The organism is Bradyrhizobium sp. SZCCHNR1053 (assembly GCF_032381235.1).
In the GTDB taxonomy this organism is placed as follows: Bacteria; Pseudomonadota; Alphaproteobacteria; order Rhizobiales; family Xanthobacteraceae; genus Bradyrhizobium.
This window is the reverse complement of the sequence record NZ_JAUHJM010000002.1, coordinates 476,021-495,466: the sequence shown is the minus strand read 5'-3', so window position 1 is coordinate 495,466 and position 19,446 is coordinate 476,021. Positions and strand designations below refer to the sequence as shown.

At 65.1% G+C, this 19,446-nt stretch carries 18 protein-coding genes and 1 tRNA gene; 2 read left to right on the top strand and 17 right to left on the bottom strand.

Annotated elements, in window-relative coordinates; translation table 11 throughout:
- Nucleotides 1–8 precede the first annotated feature (8 nt).
- The 10 genes from dapE to rpmH all read right to left on the bottom strand — a co-directional run bounded on the left by dapE (nucleotide 9) and on the right by rpmH (nucleotide 9,050).
- A complete protein-coding gene (dapE, locus tag QX051_RS07195; protein ID WP_315775603.1) occupies nucleotides 9–1,163 on the bottom strand; it encodes a succinyl-diaminopimelate desuccinylase in 1,155 nt (384 codons plus the stop codon).
- Between the two features lie 59 nt (nucleotides 1,164–1,222).
- Nucleotides 1,223–2,068: a 2,3,4,5-tetrahydropyridine-2,6-dicarboxylate N-succinyltransferase gene (dapD, locus tag QX051_RS07190; protein ID WP_315775602.1), complete on the bottom strand. Its 846-nt coding sequence runs from the start codon at nucleotides 2,066–2,068 to the stop codon at nucleotides 1,223–1,225.
- Between the two features lie 254 nt (nucleotides 2,069–2,322).
- On the bottom strand, nucleotides 2,323–3,015 hold the full coding sequence (locus QX051_RS07185) for a pyrimidine 5'-nucleotidase (protein ID WP_315775601.1): 693 nt from the start codon (nucleotides 3,013–3,015) through the stop codon (nucleotides 2,323–2,325).
- Nucleotides 3,016–3,235: 220 nt separating this feature from the next.
- Nucleotides 3,236–4,246, bottom strand: coding sequence for a DUF1036 domain-containing protein (locus QX051_RS07180; RefSeq protein ID WP_315775600.1), 1,011 nt, complete (start codon nucleotides 4,244–4,246; stop codon nucleotides 3,236–3,238).
- A 203-nt stretch (nucleotides 4,247–4,449) separates the two neighbouring features.
- Complete coding sequence (gene argB, locus QX051_RS07175; protein ID WP_012047096.1) at nucleotides 4,450–5,346, bottom strand: acetylglutamate kinase; 897 nt, start codon at nucleotides 5,344–5,346, stop codon at nucleotides 4,450–4,452.
- A gap of 75 nt (nucleotides 5,347–5,421) precedes the next feature.
- Entirely contained in the window at nucleotides 5,422–5,793 is a 372-nt protein-coding gene (locus tag QX051_RS07170; RefSeq protein ID WP_315775599.1) for a DUF423 domain-containing protein, read from the bottom strand.
- Nucleotides 5,790–6,446 (bottom strand): ribosome biogenesis GTP-binding protein YihA/YsxC, encoded by a 657-nt coding sequence (gene yihA / locus QX051_RS07165; protein WP_315775598.1) that lies wholly within the window; start codon nucleotides 6,444–6,446, stop codon nucleotides 5,790–5,792. The genes QX051_RS07170 and yihA overlap by 4 nt, the downstream gene beginning before the upstream one ends.
- Nucleotides 6,447–6,585: 139 nt before the next feature.
- A complete protein-coding gene (gene yidC / locus QX051_RS07160) occupies nucleotides 6,586–8,451 on the bottom strand; it encodes a membrane protein insertase YidC (RefSeq protein ID WP_315775597.1) in 1,866 nt (621 codons plus the stop codon).
- A gap of 22 nt (nucleotides 8,452–8,473) precedes the next feature.
- Nucleotides 8,474–8,884: a ribonuclease P protein component gene (rnpA, locus tag QX051_RS07155; protein WP_315775596.1), complete on the bottom strand. Its 411-nt coding sequence runs from the start codon at nucleotides 8,882–8,884 to the stop codon at nucleotides 8,474–8,476.
- A gap of 31 nt (nucleotides 8,885–8,915) precedes the next feature.
- Nucleotides 8,916–9,050, bottom strand: coding sequence for a 50S ribosomal protein L34 (rpmH, locus tag QX051_RS07150; RefSeq protein ID WP_006609582.1), 135 nt, complete (start codon nucleotides 9,048–9,050; stop codon nucleotides 8,916–8,918).
- Between the two features lie 497 nt (nucleotides 9,051–9,547).
- Here rpmH and QX051_RS07145 point away from each other — a divergent pair, with 497 nt between their 5' ends.
- Both QX051_RS07145 and QX051_RS07140 read left to right on the top strand, forming a co-directional pair.
- Nucleotides 9,548–11,023 (top strand): HAMP domain-containing sensor histidine kinase, encoded by a 1,476-nt coding sequence (locus QX051_RS07145; protein WP_315734920.1) that lies wholly within the window; start codon nucleotides 9,548–9,550, stop codon nucleotides 11,021–11,023.
- A gap of 269 nt (nucleotides 11,024–11,292) precedes the next feature.
- A tRNA-Arg gene (locus tag QX051_RS07140) sits at nucleotides 11,293–11,369 on the top strand.
- Nucleotides 11,370–11,580: 211 nt separating this feature from the next.
- Here the strand turns inward: QX051_RS07140 and QX051_RS07135 are convergent.
- Genes QX051_RS07135 through QX051_RS07105 form a run of 7 tightly spaced genes read right to left on the bottom strand, consistent with a single transcriptional unit; the run spans nucleotide 11,581 to nucleotide 19,201 of the window.
- On the bottom strand, nucleotides 11,581–12,108 hold the full coding sequence (locus tag QX051_RS07135) for an NADH-quinone oxidoreductase subunit NuoB (RefSeq protein ID WP_315775595.1): 528 nt from the start codon (nucleotides 12,106–12,108) through the stop codon (nucleotides 11,581–11,583).
- Nucleotides 12,109–12,122: 14 nt separating this feature from the next.
- A complete protein-coding gene (locus tag QX051_RS07130; protein WP_315775594.1) occupies nucleotides 12,123–13,634 on the bottom strand; it encodes a hydrogenase expression protein HypE in 1,512 nt (503 codons plus the stop codon).
- Nucleotides 13,635–13,639: 5 nt separating this feature from the next.
- Nucleotides 13,640–15,088 carry a hydrogenase 4 subunit F gene (locus tag QX051_RS07125; RefSeq protein WP_315735705.1) on the bottom strand — a complete coding sequence of 483 codons (1,449 nt, stop codon included), beginning with the start codon at nucleotides 15,086–15,088 and terminating at the stop codon, nucleotides 13,640–13,642.
- On the bottom strand, nucleotides 15,088–15,753 hold the full coding sequence (locus tag QX051_RS07120) for a hydrogenase-4 component E (protein WP_315734917.1): 666 nt from the start codon (nucleotides 15,751–15,753) through the stop codon (nucleotides 15,088–15,090). Before QX051_RS07120 ends, QX051_RS07125 begins: the two co-directional genes overlap by 1 nt.
- Nucleotides 15,754–15,755: 2 nt before the next feature.
- Complete coding sequence (locus QX051_RS07115; RefSeq protein ID WP_315773651.1) at nucleotides 15,756–16,709, bottom strand: respiratory chain complex I subunit 1 family protein; 954 nt, start codon at nucleotides 16,707–16,709, stop codon at nucleotides 15,756–15,758.
- A complete protein-coding gene (gene hyfB, locus QX051_RS07110) occupies nucleotides 16,700–18,715 on the bottom strand; it encodes a hydrogenase 4 subunit B (protein ID WP_315775593.1) in 2,016 nt (671 codons plus the stop codon). The genes QX051_RS07115 and hyfB overlap by 10 nt, the downstream gene beginning before the upstream one ends.
- Nucleotides 18,716–18,727: 12 nt before the next feature.
- Nucleotides 18,728–19,201, bottom strand: a complete 474-nt coding sequence (locus tag QX051_RS07105; RefSeq protein ID WP_315734914.1) for a helix-turn-helix transcriptional regulator — start codon at nucleotides 19,199–19,201, stop codon at nucleotides 18,728–18,730.
- Nucleotides 19,202–19,446: the final 245 nt, after the last annotated feature.

Genomic DNA, 19,446 nt, shown 5'->3' with positions numbered 1-19,446 from the left:
CGCGCCGCTCAGGCGAAATATCTTTCGAGAATGCCGCGATAGATCTTCGTCAGGGTCGCGATGTCGGCGACCGAGGCGCGCTCGTCGATCTGGTGCATGGTCTGGCCGACCAGGCCGAACTCGATCACCGGGCAGTAGCTCGAAATGAAACGCGCGTCCGAGGTGCCACCGGTGGTGGAGAGCTCCGGCTTGCGCCCCGTCACGCTCTCGATCGCGGCGACGGCGAGGTCGGTGAACGGTCCGGGCTTGGTCAGGAACACGTTGGAGTTCGACGGCAGCCAGTCGATGTGGGCGCGGATGCGGTTGCCACAGGCCTTGGCGAGCCGCTCTTCCACCAGCGCGCGCAGCGTCTCCTGCGTATGGCAGTCATTGTAGCGGATGTTGAACTTCGCCCGCGCCAGGCCCGGGATGACGTTGGTTGCGGTGTTGCCGACATCGACGGTGGTGAATTCGAGATTCGACGGCTGGAACTGCGCGCTGCCATGATCGAGCGGCTCGTCCGACAGTGCGACGATCAGGCGCGAGATGTCCGGCACCGGGTTGGAGGCACGGTGCGGATAGGCGACGTGGCCCTGCTTGCCCTCGACGATCAGGGTGCCGGACTGCGAGCCGCGGCGGCCGATCTTGATGCAGTCGCCCATGACCTCTTGATTGGACGGCTCGCCGAGCACGCAATGGTCGAACCGCTCGCCGCGCTCGGCCGCCCACTGCAACAGCTTGATGGTGCCGTTGACCGAGACGTCCTCTTCGTCGCCAGTGATCAGGAACGAGATCGAGCCTTTTGGCTGTCCGCCGTGATCGCGTAGATAGTCGAGCACGGCCGCAACGCTGCAGGCGATGCCGCCCTTCATGTCGACGGCGCCGCGGCCATAGATGTAGCCGCCCTTCACCTCGCCGGAGAACGCAGGCAGGCTCCACGCCGCCTCGTCGCCGGGCGGCACAACGTCGGTATGACCGGCGAAGGTGATGTGCGGCCCCTCGGTGCCGATACGGGCGTAGAGATTGTCGATGTCGGCCGTGCCTGCTTCCGAGAAGGTCACGCGATGGGTCGTGAAGCCGGCCTGCTTCAGCAGGGCCTCGAGCACGCCGAGCGCCCCGGCATCGGCGGGGGTCACTGAGGGACAGCGGATCAGGTCGCGGGTGATGGCTAGGGCATCGGTCATGCCCCCGCTTAACATGGGCGCTCGGGCGGCGGCTAGTGCGGCCGCCCGAGCGCGGACGATCAGTCGCGCAAGAGCTCGTTGATCGAGGTCTTGGAGCGGGTGCGCTCGTCGACGCGCTTGACGATGACGGCGCAGGCGGTGGAGGGGCCGATCTGGCCGTTCTTCATCGGCTTGCCCGGCAGTGCGCCCGGCACAACGACGGCGTATTCCGGCACCTCGCCGACGAACACCTCGCCGGTCTCGCGGTCGACGATCTTGGTCGACGCGCCCAGGAACACGCCCATCGACAGCACCGCACCCTTGCGCACGACCACGCCCTCGGCAACCTCCGATCGCGCGCCGATGAAGCAGTCATCCTCGATGATCACAGGACCGGCCTGCAGCGGCTCCAGCACGCCGCCGATGCCGACGCCGCCGGAGATGTGCACGCGCTTGCCGATCTGGGCGCAGGAGCCGACCGTCGACCAGGTGTCGACCATGGTGGCTTCGTCGACATAGGCGCCGAGATTGACGAAGGACGGCATCAGCACGACGTTCTTGGCGATGTAGGCCGAGCGGCGCACGATCGCGCCGGGCACGGCGCGGAAGCCGGCATCGCGAAAACGGTTCTCGCCCCAGCCTTCGAACTTCGACGGCACCTTGTCCCACCACGACGCCTGGCCGGGGCCGCCCGGGATCACGCTCATGTCGTTGAGGCGGAACGACAGCAGCACGGCCTTCTTCAGCCACTGGTTGACGCTCCACTTGCCGTCAGTGCCGCGCTCGGCGACCCGCGCCTCACCCTTGTCGAGCAGCTCCAGCGCGCTCTCCACGGCGTCGCGGACCTCGCCCTTGGTCGTGGTCGAGACGCCGTCACGGGCATCGAAGGCGCTGTTGATGGTGGATTCCAGGGCGGACAGTGACATCGGTCGATCCTCGCTTGGTCCCTGGGCAGAAAGCCGGGGACGGCCGTGTACGAGCATGGTGGGCAGGGCGGCTTTTTCGGGATTTGGACCCGGAGAGTCAAGGACGCATCGGTGGCGGGGGCCGTCCGCGCGGGAGGTGCGGCTTATCATGCTCCGTCATTCCGGATGGTCCGAAGGACCGGACCCGGAATCTCGAGATTCCGGGTTCGATGCTTCGCATCGCCCCGGAATGACAGCTCAATGCGTGGCGGGTCTCACCCCACCAGCCGCTGCAAGAATCCGGTCAGATTGTCCGTGACATGATCGACATGCGGGTCGTCGCGACCCGCCAGCTCCCAGTCCTCGCGCACCACCTCCTTGGTGCCGTCCGGCACCACGAGCACCGTGGTCATGCCGAGGTCGTGCGGCACCACGAGGTTGCGGGAAAGGTCCTCGAACATCGCCGCCCGTGTCGGATCGACGGCATGCAGCTTGAGGAATTTGTCGTAGGTCTCGCGCGCCGGCTTCGGCGTCAGCTCGGCCGCGATGATGTCGAACACGCCATGGAAATGGCCGGCAATGTCGAGCCGCGCCAGCACGGCATCGACATGGTCGACCGAGCCGTTGGTCAGGATCAGCTTGCGTCCGGGCAGCTTCTCGATCGCCGCGCCCATCGCCGGATTCGGCTCCAGCGGCGAGTGGTCGATCTTGTGCACGTAGGCGAGGAAGTCGTCGGCGTGCACGCCGTGCTCGGTCATCATCCCGCGCATCGTCGTGCCATAGCGGCGGTAGTAGTCCTTCTGGATGCGCCGCGCCTCCTGGGCGTCGACCTCGAGCCAGTTGGAGACGAACTCGCCGATGCGAGCATCGACCTGCTGCCACAGATTGACGTGATGCGGATACAGCGTGTTGTCGAGATCGAACACCCAGGTATCGACGTGGTCGAAGTTGCGGGGGGATTCTGTCATGTGGGCGTCGGTCCATCCTGCCTTCGGTCATCATGCCCGGCTAGGGCGGCATATTCCGCTGTCGTCCCGGCGAACGCCGGGACCCATACCGCGGAAGCTATCTTGCGGCATGATGGCTGATGCCGATGGCCCAAACCTCGGCCGGTGGTTATGGATCCCGGCGTTCGCCGGGATGACAGCTGTGGGTGTGGTGGCAACGTGGGCAACATCGATATGCCTATCACGGCAGTGCAAATCGCAGCGTCTTGCCGCCGCGGGTGATGTCGACGGCGGTGAAGCCGGTGGCGGTGAAGCCGCGGCTCGGACAGTCGCCCTGCTCGGATGTCTCGAACTTGTTCTCGCGGGTGCAGAGCTGCACCAGCCCGCCCCAGTTCAGCGGCTTGTTCTTCACTTTGATGGTGCGGTTCTCATCGTCGACCGCTTCGGCGAAGCTGTAGACTTTCTTCGGCTGTCCGGTGATGTCCGGATGCAGGCATTTGCCGGCATCGATCCGGTACCAGCCGCGGCTGACCACGGTGCGGCCGTCGTCCGTCGCCACCGCCGCCATCACCTTGTGCGGCGTGTCGTTGCACCAGGTCAGCCCGGTCGGCGCCGGCGTCTGCACCGCCTCCACCATGGTCGCGAAGAAATTCGGCTGCGACACAACGTCGGATGACAGCCCGCGGCTCTTCAGGAACGCGGCGAGCGCGGCCTGGGTCTTCGGCCCGTCAACGCCGTCGATCGGCGAGGCGTCGTAGCCGGCGATGCCGAGCAGCCGCTGGATGCCGGCGAGCCGCGCCTGCTCGTCGTCATATTCGGCGCTCTCGGCGAGGTAGGCGATCAGGGTGCCGTCGTCGGCCTTGGTCGGCGTCACCTGCGTGAACGGCGCCGGCGTCTGCCCGGTGCGGCACTGCCGGGCGGCTGCGATGACGAAATTGTCGGTCGCGACGCACAGCTGGTCATTGCCGTTCGCGGCGATCGGCGACGCGCCGTACAGGCTGAGCGCGCGCGCATGCAGCAGGATGCGATCGGCGGTCATCGTCCCCTGCAGCACCACGCGGCAGGTCGACGGATCGAGCCGGAACCAGCCGCGCGTCGCTGTCGCGGCCTTCTCGTCGATGCCGATCGCGGCCTCGACGACGTAGCTCATGCGGTTGCAGAGCTTGAGGTCGGCGCGAGCGGGGGTGGCCGCGACGAGAAGGGTAAGGAGGATCGTAGACAGGGCGAGGAAGAGGCGAGTCGTGAGGGGCATTGCAGGCCCGCATATCCCCACATCGTCATGCCCGGGCTTGACCCGCCTGCGCGGCCGAAGCCGCTTCGGCGCGGCGGAGGCCCGGGCATCCACGTCTCTCTCTCCGACTTCGCCGAACGACGTGGATGGCCGGGCTGTCTGCATTGCGAAGACGCGCTCCGCGCTTTCGCCCGGCCATGACGGAGAGAGATGGTCGCGCCTGCTCACTTGTGGATCAGCGTGCCCGTGCCCTGGTTGGTGAACAGCTCGAGCAGCACGGCGTGCTGCACCTTGCCGTCCAGGATGACGACGCCCTGCACGCCCTGCTCGAGTGCGTAGATGCAGGTCTCGACCTTCGGGATCATGCCGCCGGAGATGGTGCCATCGGCGATCAGCTTGCGCGCGTCCTTCACCGACAATTCCGGGATCAGCTTCTTCGACTTGTCGAGCACGCCGGGCACGTCGGTGAGCAGCAAGAGGCGCTTGGCCTTCAGCGCACCGGCCACAGCCCCGGCGAACGTATCGGCATTCACGTTGAAGGTCTGGCCTTCCTTCGAGGTTGCCAGCGGCGCGAGGATCGGGATCAGCTCGTAGCCGATCAGCTGATTGAGCAGCGTCAGATCGACCTTGTCCGGCTCGCCGACGAAGCCGAGATCGACCACCTTCTCGATGTGACTGTCGGGATCGACCATGGTGCGGGTCGCCTTGACCGCGCGCACCATGTTGCCGTCCTTGCCGCACAGCCCGACGGCCTTGCCGCCGGCCTCGTTGATGTAGCCGACCAGCTGCTTGTTGATGGAGCCGGCCAGCACCATCTCGACGATCTCGATGGTCGCGGCATCGGTGATGCGCAGGCCGGCGGCGAATTCGGAGACGATGCCGAGGCGCTTGAGCATGGTCGCGATCTGCGGTCCGCCGCCGTGCACCACCACCGGATTGATGGCGGTCTGCTCGAGCAGCACGATGTCGCGCGCGAACGCTTTCGCGGTGTCCTCGTCACCCATGGCGTGACCGCCATATTTGATGACGATGGTTTCGTCGTCATACTCCTGCATGTGCGGGAGCGCTTCGGACAGGATGCGGGCCTGATCGAGCGGGCTGATGGTGGTCGCGTCGGTCATGTCTGGGAGGTCTCGGCTGTCGGGGGCGTCGCGCCGCGTTCTAGCCGATTGCCGCCCGCGGCGCAAAGCGCCGGATCACACCCGCCGCGGCCACAGCGCGCAGACCGCGAGTGCGAGCCAGCTCGCGATCTGCAAGCTACCGCCGATCGGCGCCGCGAACGGAAACAGCCGGTCGCCGGTGAACTGCCGCATCAAGAGGTCGCCGGCGAACAGGGCCGGGCCGAGCACGAAGCCGATCGCCGTGATCAGGCCGATGCGCCGATGAACCACGCCGCGCTCTGCCAGCGCGATGGTGCCGAGCAGGGCGCAGGCGTGGAACAGCAGCATGGTGGAGGCGGTCGCGAGCCGCGATGCATCGGGCTCGTGCGCGGCCTTGGCCGCCAGCGCGACGCCCGTGGCGCCCATCAGCCCGGCCATTGCGACCAGGATTCGCCACGGCGTCATCATGTGCTCCGCTCTTCCAGCAGCCGCACCATGGCGGCACGCAGCTCCGGCATGCCGGTGCCGGATCGTGACGACGTCGCCAGCACCTGAGGAAACGCCGCCGGATGCTTGGCGAGCGCGGCCTCGGTCTCGGCGATCCGGCTTGCGAGCTCAGCCGGCTTGATCTGGTCGGCCTTGGTCAGGACGAGCTGATAGCTGACGGCGGACCTGTCGAGCGTTTTGAGAATCTCCTGATCGACCTCCTTCAGCCCGTGGCGGGCGTCGATCAGCACATAGACGCGGGCGAGCGAGGCGCGGCCGAGCAGGAATTTGTGGATCAGCTCGGTCCAGGACGCGACCTTGGTCTTCGCCGCGGCGGCATAGCCGTAGCCGGGCATGTCGACCAGCCGCAGCGGCGCATGCTCGGGCCCCTCGAAGAAGATCAGCTCCTGGGTGCGGCCCGGCGTATGCGAGGTGCGCGCCAGCGCGTTCTGGCCGGTCAGTGCGTTGATAAGGCTGGACTTGCCGACATTGGAGCGGCCGGCGAAGGCGACCTCGATCGCCCCCATCGGCGGCAGACTTTCGATGGACGGCGACGCATGGGTGAAGCGCCACGATTGGGCGAATAGCTTGCGGCCTTTTTCGATCAGGCGCTCGTCGGTGTCGCTGGTCGTCATGAATGCCATCGCCTCGTCATTGCGAGCGAAGCGAAGCAATCCAGGGCTCGAAAAGAAGTCTGGATTGCTTCGTCGCTGCGCTCCTCGCAATGACGAAACGGCGGCCGAAGCCGCCGTCCGGCTCACGCCGCCTTACTCGTCACGCTACTTTTTTTTTAAACGTGCCGCGGATGTTGTCGAACAACTCCACCTTCACGCCGTTGCGGCGCATGATGAAGCCCTGCTGCAGCACCGACAGCGTGTTGTTCCAGGCCCAGTAGATCACGAGGCCGGCCGGGAAGCCCGCGAGCATGAAGGTGAAGATCAGCGGCATCCAGTTGAAGATCATCGCCTGCGTCGGGTCCGGCGGCGTCGGGTTCAGCTTCATCTGGAACCACATCGTGATGCCCATGATGATCGGCCAGATGCCGAGCGCCAGGTAGTGGCCGAACAGCGGCAGCTGGGTCGGGTCGAACGGGATCAAGCCGAACAGCGTGAACAGATTGGTCGGATCCGGCGCCGACAGGTCCTTGATCCAGCCATAGAACGGCGCATGCCGCATCTCGATGGTGACGAACAGCACCTTGTAGAGCGAGAAGAACACCGGGATCTGCAGCACGACCGGAAGACAGCCGGCGACCGGGTTGATCTTCTCCTTCTTGTAGATCTCCATCATCTCCTGCTGCTGCTTCATCCGGTCGTCCGGATAGCGCTCCTTGAGCGCCTGGAGCTGCGGCTGGATCGCCTTCATCTTCGCCATCGAGGCGTAGGACTTGTTGGCGAGCGGGAAGAACAGGAGCTTCACCAGCACCGTCACCAGCAGGATCGAGATGCCGAAATTGCCGAAGAAGCGGAAGAAGAAATCCAGCGCCAGGAACATCGGCTTGGTCAGGAAGTAGAACCAGCCCCAGTCGATCAGGAGATCGAAATGGTTCAGCCCGAGCTGCTGGTTGTAGCCGCCGAGGCCGCCGATCGGGAAGTTGATGCCGACGACGCCGGCCTCCTTGGCGCCGGCGAACAGCCGCGTGGAGACGCTGGCCGAGCCGCCGGCCGGTACCGTCTGCGGGGTCTCGACATAGTCCGTCTGGTAGCGATGCTGGTTGTCGACCAGCTTCGACGAATAGTTCGCCTGCAGGCGGGCATCCGTCATCGGCAGCAGCGCGGCCGCCCAATATTTGTCGGTGATGCCGAGCCAGCCATTGGTGACGTCGAACTTCGCCGCCTTCTCGTCGTCCATCTTCTTGTAGGTGAATTCCTGCAGGCCCTTTTCGCCGAGATAGCCGATCAGGCCTTCATGCAGGATGTAATAGCCCGAGACTTGCGGCGTGCCATGACGCGAGATCAGGCCGTAGGGATACAGCGTCACCGGCGCATTGCCGGCGTTGGTGACGTCGTCCTTGATGGTGAAGAGATAGTGGTCGTCCACGGAAATGGTGCGCTGGAAGGTCAGGCCGTCGCCGTTGGTGAAGGTCAGCTTCACCGGGGTCGAGGGCGTCAGCGCGTTGGAGCCGTCCTGCTGCCACATCGTGCTCTGGTCCGGCACCTGCACCTTGGCGCCGGCGGCGTTGACCCAGCCGAACTCGGCGTAATAGGGCTCGGCGGTGTTGGACGGCGAGAACAGCACGATCGCCGGCGATTTCGGATCGACCGTCTCGCGGTACTTCACGAAAGCCAGATCGTCGATGCGCGCGCCCTTCAGCGAGATGCTGCCGGTCAGCCGCGGCGTGTCGATCTTGACGCGCGGGGTGGCGGCGATGGCGGTGTCGCGCGGCATCACGCCTGTGCTGATCACGGCCCCGCCCGGTGCGCTCGGGCTGCCGGTTGCGGAAGCGCCCGGCTGCGGGGTGGCAGACGGAGCGGTGCTGTCGGGCTGCGTTGCCGGCGCCTGCTTCTTGGCGAGCTCGGCCTGCAGTTGGGCCTGCGCGCGCTGCTTCTCCATCTGCGGTCCGTTGTAGAAGACCTGCCACAGGATCAGCACGAGGCCGGACAGAATGACGGCGAGGATGGTGTTGCGATTGTCGGTCATCGTTTTCTTATCGTCTCGTCGTTCAATCCGGTTTGCGGGAATGCGCGTCCGGTGCGGGAGCGTTTGGCTTGTCCGCATCCGACGGCTTGCGCGGCTGCGGCTTGGCCTGCGGCCGGTCGAGGCGGCGGAGCGTCGCCTGGAGGTCGGCGAGCATGGTCGAGAAGTCGCGTGACAGGGCATCCCGCCGGCCGACCAGCACGTAATCACTGTGCGGCCGCATCGACAGGGGATCGAGCCGTTTCACAAGCTCGCGCAACCGCCGACGGATGCGATTACGCTCCGTGGCGGTGCCATTCTTCTTGGTGACGGTAAAGCCGATCCGGATCGGGCCCTGGTCCGGCCGTTCCCGGCGCTGGACCCCGAAGGCAGGGCTGTTCGCCCGCACGCCATCGGCAACGGCGAGGAAGTCCGCCCGCTGCCGCAGCCGATCCATGATGGAAATCTCCGGGACAGACGCCCTGGCTTCAGGCGCTGAGACGCTTGCGGCCCCGGGCGCGACGCGCGGCAAGGACCTTGCGGCCGCCGGTGGTGGCGAGACGGGCGCGGAAGCCGTGACGGCGCTTGCGCACCAGTTTGCTGGGTTGATAAGTCCGCTTCACGGGTCGTTCTCCGCTGCCGGGCAATTTGCCAGTTGACAACTTGCCTGCTTGAAATGTCGATTGATGTCCGGTGATGCTTCCGGGCCCGAAATGGACCGCTGCCGGCCCTGAAATCGAGCCGCTCCCGGGCGGGCCGGGTCATCGCGGACGGTTGGCGCGGCTTATAAGGGAGCGTCCCGCCTTCGTCAATCGCGGCAAGGCCTACTAGGCCGTGCAGGCGATCGACGGCGCCGAGATCTCGTAAAGGCCTTCGTCACCGGCCGTGGGTCGGCGTGGCGAATGAGACGAAGCAGGACGAGAACGCAAGACCCTGGGCGCAAGACGCAAGAATAGCCTCGACACGGCGGGGTTGAAGACGTCAGAGGTCGTGCAGTTTTGGGTTCCATTATGAACGATTTGGAAACCGGAACATGAGCGATCCGTAATTTGACCGGACTCCGGTGCAGTCCCATCTTGCGGTCCCGTAAGGGTGGGGGTGTCTCTTACAAGGGCGATACGTGACCGAGAGCGACAACCAGCCAATCCTGGAGCGCCTGCGACCGAAAAGGTCGCGCCGGCTCGGCTTGTCTGGAAAGCTGCTGCTGTTGACCATTCCGCTGGTGATGATCGCGGAGGTGCTGATCTACGTGCCGGCGATCGCCAATTTCTGGACCAACCGGCTCAACGATCGCCTGGCGGCCGCCAATACCGCTGCGCTGGTGCTCGATGCCGCGCCGTCGGGCATGGTGCCGGATTCGCTGGCGCGGCAGATCCTCACCTCCATCAACGCGCGCGGCGTCGCCATCAAGATGGGCCAGCAGCGCCGCCTGCTCGCCAGCGCCGACCTGCCCGCCTCGATCGACCACGACTTCGACATGCGCGACATGACGGTGTGGTCGTCGATCGTGAACTCGCTGACGATGATGACGGAGACCGGCGATCACACCATGCGCGTGATCGGGCCGTCGCCGGGCCGCGCCCAGTTCATCGAGGTCGTGACCGACGAGAAGCCGTTGCGCAAGGCGATGTATCGCTTCTCGCGCAATCTGCTCGGCGTGTCGCTGCTGCTGGCGGTGCTGACCGCGGCGCTGGTCTATCTTGCTCTGCATTTCCTGTTCGTGCGGCCAATGCGGCGCCTCACCGCGAGCCTCGTCGGCTTCCACGAAAATCCGGAGAGCGTGGCGCGAATCATCGTGCCGAGCCAGCGTTCCGACGAGATCGGCGTCGCCGAGCGCGAGCTCGCCGACATGCAGCGCGACCTCGTCTCGATGCTGCATCAGAAGAGCCGGCTCGCCGCCCTCGGCCTCGCCGTGTCCAAGATCAACCATGACCTTCGCAACCTGCTGGCCTCGTCGCAACTGCTGTCGGACCAGCTCGCCAGCGTTCCCGATCCGCGGGTGCAGCGCTTCGCGCCGAAGCTGATGCGCTCGCTGGAGCGCGCCATCGCGTTCTGCCAGTCGACGCTGTCCTACGGCAAGGTGCAGGAGCCGGCGCCGGACCGCCGCATGGTGGCGGTCGAGCAGGTGGTGGCGGAGGTGCGGGAGACCGCTGGCCTGTCGCCGGATGCCTCGATCACGTGGATCGCGGCGATCGAGCGCGGGCTGAAGATCGATGCTGATCCGGACCAGCTGTTCCGCGTGCTGCTCAACCTGGTGCGCAATGCCGCCCAGGCCTTGGACAGCCTCGCGGCGGATGCCGGCGTGCGCCAGATCCGCATCACCGGCCGCCGCGAGGGCGGGGTGGCGATCCTGGAGGTCTCGGACACGGGTCCCGGCGTCCCGGCGAAGGTGCGAGAGCACCTGTTCGAGGCCTTCCGTGGTGCCGGTCGTCCGGGCGGCTCGGGGCTGGGCCTTGCGATCGCGGCCGAGCTGGTCCGGGCCCACGATGGCGACATCCAGCTGGTCGAAGGGACCCTGGGGGCCACCTTCCGAATCACGATTCCCGACCGCCCTGTCGAGCTGCAGACCTTCTGGACCGAGCGCGCCAGCGCCTGAACCGGACCGGCCTCACCTGCCATTCCGGGGCGATGCCGCAGGCGTCGAGCCTGGAACTCCGGGCGTGCCGGAACGAAGCCCGTCCGCTCCGGCCCTACCGAACCGCGCCAGCGCGTCTGCGGAAAAATGGTCGCAAAATGTCCCGCTCCAGCCTTGCCAAGCGGTCTCCGAGCCGTTAGTCAAAGGCCCTTCGCGAGGCCTGCCGGCATTTGCCGCCCCGGCCTTCCGGGATCCGGCCCCTGGCCCGGAGCCTGCCAAACGCGAAAAACGCGCCCGTAGCTCAGCTGGATAGAGCATCAGACTACGAATCTGAGGGTCGGACGTTCGAATCGTTCCGGGCGCGCCATTTAGATCAATGACTTAGCTAAAATCACCGTTTGAGATTTGAAAACTGAAACGGTTTTTCAAATGGTTTTGGTGTGCGACATGCATGCTTGTGGACGGTGCCGCTCCTGGCAAAGGATTGCATCCTGATCGGAGAATTAACGGGAGTTCGAATTCCACTCTCTCCGCCAGTGCCTCTGAGGTCCTATAAATCATCGAAGCCGTCGAGATGGCTATGGCGTGGCCGAAGCCACGCGTTCGAGAAGAGCCAATAGCCCGCGGAGAATTTCGAGCGGAGCGGGCGGGCACCCCGGGACATGCAGATCGACCGGCACGACCTCTCCCACGCCCCCCACCACGGCATAGCTGCTGGCGAAGCACCCGCCGTCGCGGGCGCAGTCGCCCACGGCCACGACCCACTTCGGATTTGGTGTTGCGTTGTAGGTCCGCTCCAGCGCCATGCGCATGTTCTTCGTCACCGGCCCAGTCACCAGCAGCACGTCCGCGTGGCGCGGTGAGGCGACGAAGCGGAGGCCGAAGCGTTCGAGATCGTAATAGGCGTTGTTGAGCGCATGAATTTCCAGCTCGCAGCCGTTGCAGGAGCCGGCGTCGACCTCGCGGATCGACAGCGACCGGCCAAGGCGCCGGCGGGCCGCCCGCTCCAGCGCAGCGCCCACTTCTGCAAGTGCCCGGTCGTCGGCCGACGGCGCCGGCTCCGTCAACGGCATCTGCACGAGACTCTGGAACAGCAGCTTTCTCATCTGGATGGACGTCCCTAGAGGTCGTGGCCCGAGTAGGAGCAGTTGAACGATTTGTTGCAGAGCGGGAAATCGGCAACGATGTTGTCTTGGATCGCGGCCTCCAGCAGCGGCCATTGGAACCAGGAAGGGTCACGCAGATGGCAGTGCGCAATGCTGTTGTCGGCATTGAGCCTGAGCCAGACCAGGATGTCGCCGCGAAAACCCTCCACCAGCGCCATGCCCTCGCGAACCTCGCCGGCCGTGGGCAGATCGATCCGCAACTCGCCCTGCGGCATCCGCTCCAGCAATTGGGTGACGAGCCCTAGACTCTGCTCGATCTCGCGAACGCGAATCCACACCCGCGCGTTGACGTCGCCGGCCTCAAGCACAGGAATCTCGAAGGCGAGCTTGTCATAGGGCGCGTAGGCAAGATGCTTGCGCGCGTCGAAGGTGCGGCCCGATGCGCGGCCGATGAAGCCGCCGGGCGCGTATTGACGGGCGAGATCGGCCTTCACCGTGCCCGTGGTGACGGTGCGATCCTGGAGCGAGGCCGTGTTGTCGTAGAGTTCCACCAGGGCTGGGAAGCGTGCCTGGATATCGCTCACCAGCGATCGGATCGCCTGGATGCCATCCTGGTTGATATCGGTCGCAACGCCGCCGGGCAGGATCAAGTCGCGCATCAGGCGGTGCCCGAAAACATTGCCCGCGCCGCGCAGCACCTTCTCGCGCAACACGCCGCAATGGGCCAGCATCAGGGCGAAGGAAGCGTCGTTGCAGATTGCGCCGAAATCGCCGAGATGATTGGCGAGACGTTCCAGCTCCGCCATCAGCGCGCGCAGATGGTGCGCACGCAGCGGAACTTCCACCCCCAACGCGGCCTCCACCGCGCGCGCGAAGGCCAGTCCGTAGGCGACCGTGCTGTCACCGGAGGCGCGCGCTGCGAGCTTGCCCGCCTTCGCAAGGTTCGCGCCCGCAATCAGGCCTTCGATACCCTTGTGCACATAGCCGAGCCGAGGCTCTAACCGCACAACGGTCTCGCCGTTGGCTGTGAAGCGGAAGTGGCCGGGCTCGATGATGCCGGCATGGACCGGGCCGACCGGAATCTGATGCAGGCCGTCGCCTTCGACGGGAAGGAACGCATAGGTCTTGTCGATCGGCGTCGGCTCGGGCTTCGCAGCGAGCGGATGCCGCAGGCCCCAATTGCCGTGGTCGAGCCAGGCGCGCGGGTCCGGCAGGCCCTGCGGCTCCAGGCCGCGGAGATCGCTGATGGTCCGCTCCAGGCGAAGTGCCGGTGGGTGGTGCAGACCGACCGACGGATAGCGGCGGGTCGGGCAATCGAGCGTGATGATGCCGACCACAGTCTTCGGCGCATCGAGCAGCGCCATGTGAACGCGATCCGCCTCGCCCCAAAGGCCGAGCAGTTCCCAGTCGGCGCCGGCAAGTCCCGCGATCGCCTCGTTCCAGGTCGCAACGCCGACGACGGCGCGCGGCCAGGGACAGGGGTTCGATGCAAGCTCGCCTTGGCGCAGGAGTTCGTCGAGGCCCATTGCGATCACCCCAGAATATCGGCGACGTGCCGGAACCACGTGACCAGCGTGGGCGGGAGGAAGATTCCGGCGATCAGCACGAGACCGAAATGCACGATCATCGGCATGTAGGAGGCATCCGATGGTGCAGTGCTCCCGGTCGGAACGCCAAAGGCGATACCGTTGAGATGATAGAACAGCGCGCCGAGCGCGAGCAGGATGCCGAACACGAGCGGGATGGCAAGCAGCGGCTCGCGCGCGAAGGTCGAGGTCACGACCAGGAATTCGCTCATGAAGACGCCGAACGGCGGCAATCCGGCGATGGCCACGACACCGATCACGAGGCTCCAGCCGAGCGCCGGATGGGTCGCGGTCAGGCCGCGGATATCGGCGATCTTCTGCGTGTCCTTGATCTGCGCGACATGGCCAACGGCAAAGAAGATTCCCGACTTGGTAAGGCTGTGCATCACCATGTGCAGCAGCCCGGCAAAATTGGCGACCGGCCCGCCCATCCCGAAGGCAAAGGTGATGATCCCCATGTGCTCGATCGAGGAATAGGCGAACAGGCGTTTGATGTCGCGCCGCCGGTAGAGCATGAAGGCGGCGAACACCAGCGACACCAGACCGAGTGTCACCATCAGGGGTCCAGGAGCCACCGCGCTCGGATTGGCTGCCAGCACGATCTTGAAACGAAGCACTGCGTAGAGTGCGACGTTGAGCAGGAGGCCGGACAACACCGCGGAGATCGGCGTCGGCCCTTCCGCATGCGCATCCGGCAGCCAGGCGTGCAGCGGCGCCAACCCCACCTTGGTGCCGTAGCCGAGCAGCAGGAATATGAAGGCGACGTTGATCAGCGCCGGATCGAACTGTGAGGCATGCGCGACCAGCACCGTCCAGACCATGCCGTTGATGCCTTCGCCCACCACGGGGAGCGCAGCCATGTAGACCAGGATGGTACCGAACAGCGCGAGCCCGATGCCGACGCTGCCGAGAATGAAATATTTCCAGGCGGCTTCGAGCGCTTCATGGGTGCGGTAGATGCCGACCATCAGCACGGTCGTCAGCGTCGCCAGTTCGATGCCGACCCACATCAAGCCGATATTGTTGGCGGTCAGCGCGAGATTCATCCCGCCCATCATGACCTGGAACATGGCGTGGTAGAAACGCAAGTATGCAGGCGTCAGCCGCCCGGTCGCCAGCTCGTGGCCGATATAGCTTGCCGAAAACACGCTGGTGGTGAAGCCGACGAAGGTATTGAGCACGATGAACGCGATGTTGAGTTCATCGACGAACAGGTAAGAGCCGGGCTGGATGTGATCGGCGAAGAACATCGAGAGCGAGGCCGCGAAGGTCAACCCCGACGCCAGCACGTTGAGGCGCGCGGACAGCCGATAGCCGGGAAGCAGGGCCAGCACAGCGGCCGAGACGACCGGAATGACGGTGACGAGGACGACGCCCTCGTTGGTGGACAACATCATCGGCGCTCTCCGCGAAAGCGATCCAGCGCCTGGACATCGACGGTATCGAAGCGCTCGCGGATCCGGAACAGGAAGACGCCGATCACGAAGAAGGCGATCAGGATCGAGAAGGCGACGCTGATCTCGACCACCAGCGGCATGCCGCGCGCGCCGGTGCCTGCGAGCACCAACCCGTTTTCAAGCGACATGAAGCCGACCACCTGGCTCACGGCGTTACGCCGGCTCACCATCATCAACAGACCGAGCAGTACGACCGACAGCGCGAAGGCGAGGTCCTCGCGCGCGAGCGGATCGGCGGCGGGGGTGACCTTCAGCATGACCGTCATCGAGAGCGCGACCAGTCCCATGCCGGTCAGCATGGTCGTTCCGGAACCGATCACGGTTTCGATCTCGCGATGGATGCCGAGCCGCTGGATGATGCGATGCAGCCCGACCGGCACGACCACGGCCTTGAAGACCAGCGCGATCATGGCGGTGACATAGAGATGCGGCGCGCTCTGGACGTGGGCCTGCCAGGCGACCGACATCGCGAGCAGCACGGCCTGGAGCGCAAAGGCGTTGAGCAGGGCATAGAGCCGGTGCTGTGTGATCATCAGGAAGCTGACCAGCAACAGGCTGCCCGCCAACAGGTGCGCGACGTCGAATGTCAGTCCGTGCGCCATTGCTAGAGGCTCCTCGATACGAACAACAGCAGCGTGCCGAGCAGGCCGAGCATCAAGGCAGCGCCGACGAAATCCGGTAGGCGGAACACCCTCATCTTCGCAATGGCGGTCTCGAACACGCCGAGCAGAAAGCCGAACACAGTGAGCTTGGCGAGATAGCCGGTGAATCCGGTCAGATGGCTTGCGGTGCTCGCGCTGGGCGCAGCCAGCGTCCACGGCACGAAGATGCAGCCGATCAGCGAGATGTAGAGCAGCAGCTTGACCGCGGCCGCGAGTTCGATCATGGCGAGGTGGCGACCTGAATATTCCAGCACCATGGCTTCATGCACCATGGTGAGTTCGAGATGGGTCGCCGGGTTGTCGACCGGAACGCGGCCGTTTTCGGCGATGGCGACGATGATCAGCCCGACCATCGCAAGGCCCAGCGAGACACGCAGGCCGACGCCCGAGGCGAACAGATCGGCCACGGCCGAGAGCTGCGTCGAGTGCGCAACCAGCGCCATGGTGAAGACGACCAGCAGCATGGCCGGCTCGGCGAGCGAGGCGATCATCATTTCCCGGCTCGCCCCGATGCCGCCGAAGGCGGTGCCGATATCCATGCCGGCGAGCGCGAGGAAAAACCGCGCGCTGGCGAGCAGCGCGATGATGGCGATGAGGTCCGCGGACCAGCTGAACAGCAAACCCTTGGCGAAGGTCGGCACCAGCGCGGCGGCGACCCAGGTCGCCGCGAAGATCAGATAGGGCGCGACGCGGAATATCCACGAGGCATTGTCCGCGACCACGACCTCCTTCTTCAGGAGCCGTAGGATATCGCGATAGGGCTGCACGATCGGCGGGCCGCGGCGGCGCTGGAGGCGCGCCTTCACCTTGCGGATGAAGCCGGTCAGCAGCGGCGCCGCCAGCAGCACCAGCATCATCTGCGAGACCTGAACGAGAAGGGCGGAGATCAGCTCCATATCGCCAGCACCAGCAAGAGCAGCACGAGGGAGAGGAAGACAAGGCTGAGGTAGCGGCGGATGGTGAGGAATTGCAGTTTGTTGAGCTGGAGCGCGGCGCGTTCGACGGCGCCGGCAAACGGCTCGTAGAGCCAGTCCCACACCGGATCGGCGATCGTCAGCGTGAAGCGGGCGGCACGTGTGTCGCCGGGCGCGGGCATGGTGACCTCTTCACTCGTGACAGGAGTCCGCGCTAGGAACACGCGGCGGATAGGCTGGGCAAAGCTCGAGCCGGAATATTGCGTCAGCGGACTGGGATCGGGAAAGCCGCAATCCCATGCCGGGCCGCGGCGGATCGCGTGCGAGGCGAAGCGGTGGATGGCCCACACCGCCAGCAGCGCGGACGTGGTGATGAAGAGAAAGACGAGCAAGCCGTTATAGGAGCTGCCGGTTTCGGCCTCCGGCACGATCGTGAGCCAGGGCCGGCTCCCCTGCGGCGTCAGCGCCGTGCCGGCAAGCTGGTGCGTGATCGGGGCGATGGCATCGATGATGAAGCCCGGAACGATGCCGGTGATCAGGCAGAGCAAGGCAAGTGTCGCCATGGCCGAGAGCGAGAAGCGGTCCACCTCCGCTGCTTGTCCCGCTTCCGTGCTGCGTGGACGGCCGAGGAAGGTGATACCGAAGGCCTTGACGAAGGTCGCGCCCGCCAGCGCTGCTGCGAGCGCGAGCAGGCCGCCTGCCGCCGGGACCATGACCTTCAGCAACCATCGCGCCAGGTCGGGACTCTGAAGCACGGCCTGGAAGGTTAGCCATTCCGATACGAAACCGTTCAGTGGCGGCAGCGCCGAGATCGCCATGCAGCCGACCAGGAACAGGAAGCTCGTCACCGGCATGCGGTGGATCAATCCGCCGAGACGATCCATGTCGCGCTCGCCGGTTGCGGTCAGCACCGCGCCGGCGCCGAAGAACAGCAGGCTCTTGAAGAGGGAATGGTTGAGCACGTGCAACAAGGCCGCCGTTATGGCCAGCGCGGCCGCCGCATTCATGCCGTCGGCTCGGAACGACAGCGCGAGGCCGAGCCCGATGAAGACGATGCCGATATTTTCTATGGTCGAATAGGCGAGCAGCCGCTTGGCGTCGTCCTGCATCAGGGCCTGCAACACGCCGAGGACTGCGCTCAGGCTGCCGATCGCGAGCAGCAGCGCGCCCGACCACCAGGGCAGGTCGCCGGCAAGGTCGAACACGATGCGGATGAAGGCGTAGATTGCGACCTTCGTCATCACGCCGCTCATCAGAGCCGAAACGTGACTTGGCGCCGCCGGATGCGCAAGCGGCAGCCAGGCATGCAGCGGCACCAGCCCGGCCTTGGATCCTGCACCGATCAGGACCAGCACGAGGACCATCGCAGCCGTCAGCGGCGTTCGCACGCCATGTCTGATCGTCTCGAAGTCGTAACTGCCGCCCGGCCCGGCGAGCAGGCCGAGGGCGAGCAGGAGCGCGAGCGTGCCGAGGCTCGCCATGATCAGATACACGTAGCCGGCGCGCATGTTCTCGGGATCGCGATGATGCGCGATTACGAGCGCCCAGGAGGCCAGTGACATGAACTCCCAGGATAACAGATAGCTGAAGGCATCAGCCGCCAGCAGGACCAGATTCATTCCGGCGAGGAAGGCCGGAAAGAACGGCAGCACGCGATGCGGCTCCTCCGCGTGCGCGCCGTAGCCGAGCGCGTAGAGACTTGCCACGGCGCCGCCGATATTCACGACAACGAGAAAAAAGGCCGCGAGCGCATCGATCGCGAAGTGTGCGCCGATCCAGGGCAGGCCGAGCGGCAGAACGAGGTCAGTCGGGGCGCCGGCATGGCCGGCAAGCGCGAGAAGCGAAAAAACCGTCGCCGCGCTGCACAGCGCCAGCATGGTGCCGTAGATGATGCGAGTCGCCGCATACGCGCGCGCGATGGCTACCGCCAACAGCGCAACCCCCAACATCGCCGCTGCGCAGAGCATGAGGAATGCAACGACACTCATCTGAATTGGATCCTATGCCCTCTTCGCCATACCCTTCACGTGGCGCGAGTCGGAGAGTGCGGGCTCCTTGAGCCTGACTCCGCGGCCTCCGGTCTGACTGGCTGCTCCGTCGCCGATCAGTTCGATACCGCTCTGGTTCAGCGCCTCGATCAATTTCATCAAGGAATCGACGTTGCCGCGCACGACGCCTTCGCTCGCTTCCATACGCTGGATCGTGGGGACCGAAAGGCCAGACAGTTCGGCAAGCTGGCGCTGGTCGATGTCAAGAAGCGCCCTGGCCGCGCGGAGCTGTGCTGCGGTGATCATCGTCGAGATGCCAGTACTGATATTTTGTGCATCAATACTGCACGTAAAAGTGCTAGCTGTTCGATCAATTATACCAATGAAGTTGTTTTGTATAGCTATATTGATGTTCGAGACCTCATTTGCCGAGGACTTTGTCCCAGGCATCAACGCATTGGAGGGTGCGTATTGCAGGCCGGCCATTGATCGACTCGCTTGATGGACTTTCGGCGATGATGGATTATTGGCGGAACAGGTCGTTGTCGGGGGCGAAACCCTATTCTCCGGCCGTAGCTCAATCGGTGGGTTTGGGTCGGGGAAGAACGAAAATGCGTTCTCTTTCAATGGAGATTGACTGATACTCTCTCCGCCACAGGGGAGCTTGTGCCGTCATCTATGCAGAAGAGCGGATCGCTACACGCGTTTCGCGCGTCTAGGAGCCGACACTA

What these genes read in the sequence shown, in the direction of transcription:
- dapE (WP_315775603.1), bottom strand. Translation starts at nt 1,163, where the DNA reads ATGACCGATGCCCTAGCCATCACCCGCGACCTGATCCGCTGTCCCTCA.
- dapD (WP_315775602.1), bottom strand. Translation starts at nt 2,068, where the DNA reads ATGTCACTGTCCGCCCTGGAATCCACCATCAACAGCGCCTTCGATGCC.
- QX051_RS07185 (WP_315775601.1), bottom strand. Translation starts at nt 3,015, where the DNA reads ATGACAGAATCCCCCCGCAACTTCGACCACGTCGATACCTGGGTGTTC.
- QX051_RS07180 (WP_315775600.1), bottom strand. Translation starts at nt 4,246, where the DNA reads ATGCCCCTCACGACTCGCCTCTTCCTCGCCCTGTCTACGATCCTCCTT.
- argB (WP_012047096.1), bottom strand. Translation starts at nt 5,346, where the DNA reads ATGACCGACGCGACCACCATCAGCCCGCTCGATCAGGCCCGCATCCTG.
- QX051_RS07170 (WP_315775599.1), bottom strand. Translation starts at nt 5,793, where the DNA reads ATGATGACGCCGTGGCGAATCCTGGTCGCAATGGCCGGGCTGATGGGC.
- yihA (WP_315775598.1), bottom strand. Translation starts at nt 6,446, where the DNA reads ATGACGACCAGCGACACCGACGAGCGCCTGATCGAAAAAGGCCGCAAG.
- yidC (WP_315775597.1), bottom strand. Translation starts at nt 8,451, where the DNA reads ATGACCGACAATCGCAACACCATCCTCGCCGTCATTCTGTCCGGCCTC.
- rnpA (WP_315775596.1), bottom strand. Translation starts at nt 8,884, where the DNA reads ATGGATCGGCTGCGGCAGCGGGCGGACTTCCTCGCCGTTGCCGATGGC.
- QX051_RS07135 (WP_315775595.1), bottom strand. Translation starts at nt 12,108, where the DNA reads ATGAGAAAGCTGCTGTTCCAGAGTCTCGTGCAGATGCCGTTGACGGAG.
- QX051_RS07130 (WP_315775594.1), bottom strand. Translation starts at nt 13,634, where the DNA reads ATGGGCCTCGACGAACTCCTGCGCCAAGGCGAGCTTGCATCGAACCCC.
- QX051_RS07125 (WP_315735705.1), bottom strand. Translation starts at nt 15,088, where the DNA reads ATGTTGTCCACCAACGAGGGCGTCGTCCTCGTCACCGTCATTCCGGTC.
- QX051_RS07120 (WP_315734917.1), bottom strand. Translation starts at nt 15,753, where the DNA reads ATGGCGCACGGACTGACATTCGACGTCGCGCACCTGTTGGCGGGCAGC.
- QX051_RS07115 (WP_315773651.1), bottom strand. Translation starts at nt 16,709, where the DNA reads ATGGAGCTGATCTCCGCCCTTCTCGTTCAGGTCTCGCAGATGATGCTG.
- hyfB (WP_315775593.1), bottom strand. Translation starts at nt 18,715, where the DNA reads ATGAGTGTCGTTGCATTCCTCATGCTCTGCGCAGCGGCGATGTTGGGG.
- QX051_RS07105 (WP_315734914.1), bottom strand. Translation starts at nt 19,201, where the DNA reads ATGGCCGGCCTGCAATACGCACCCTCCAATGCGTTGATGCCTGGGACA.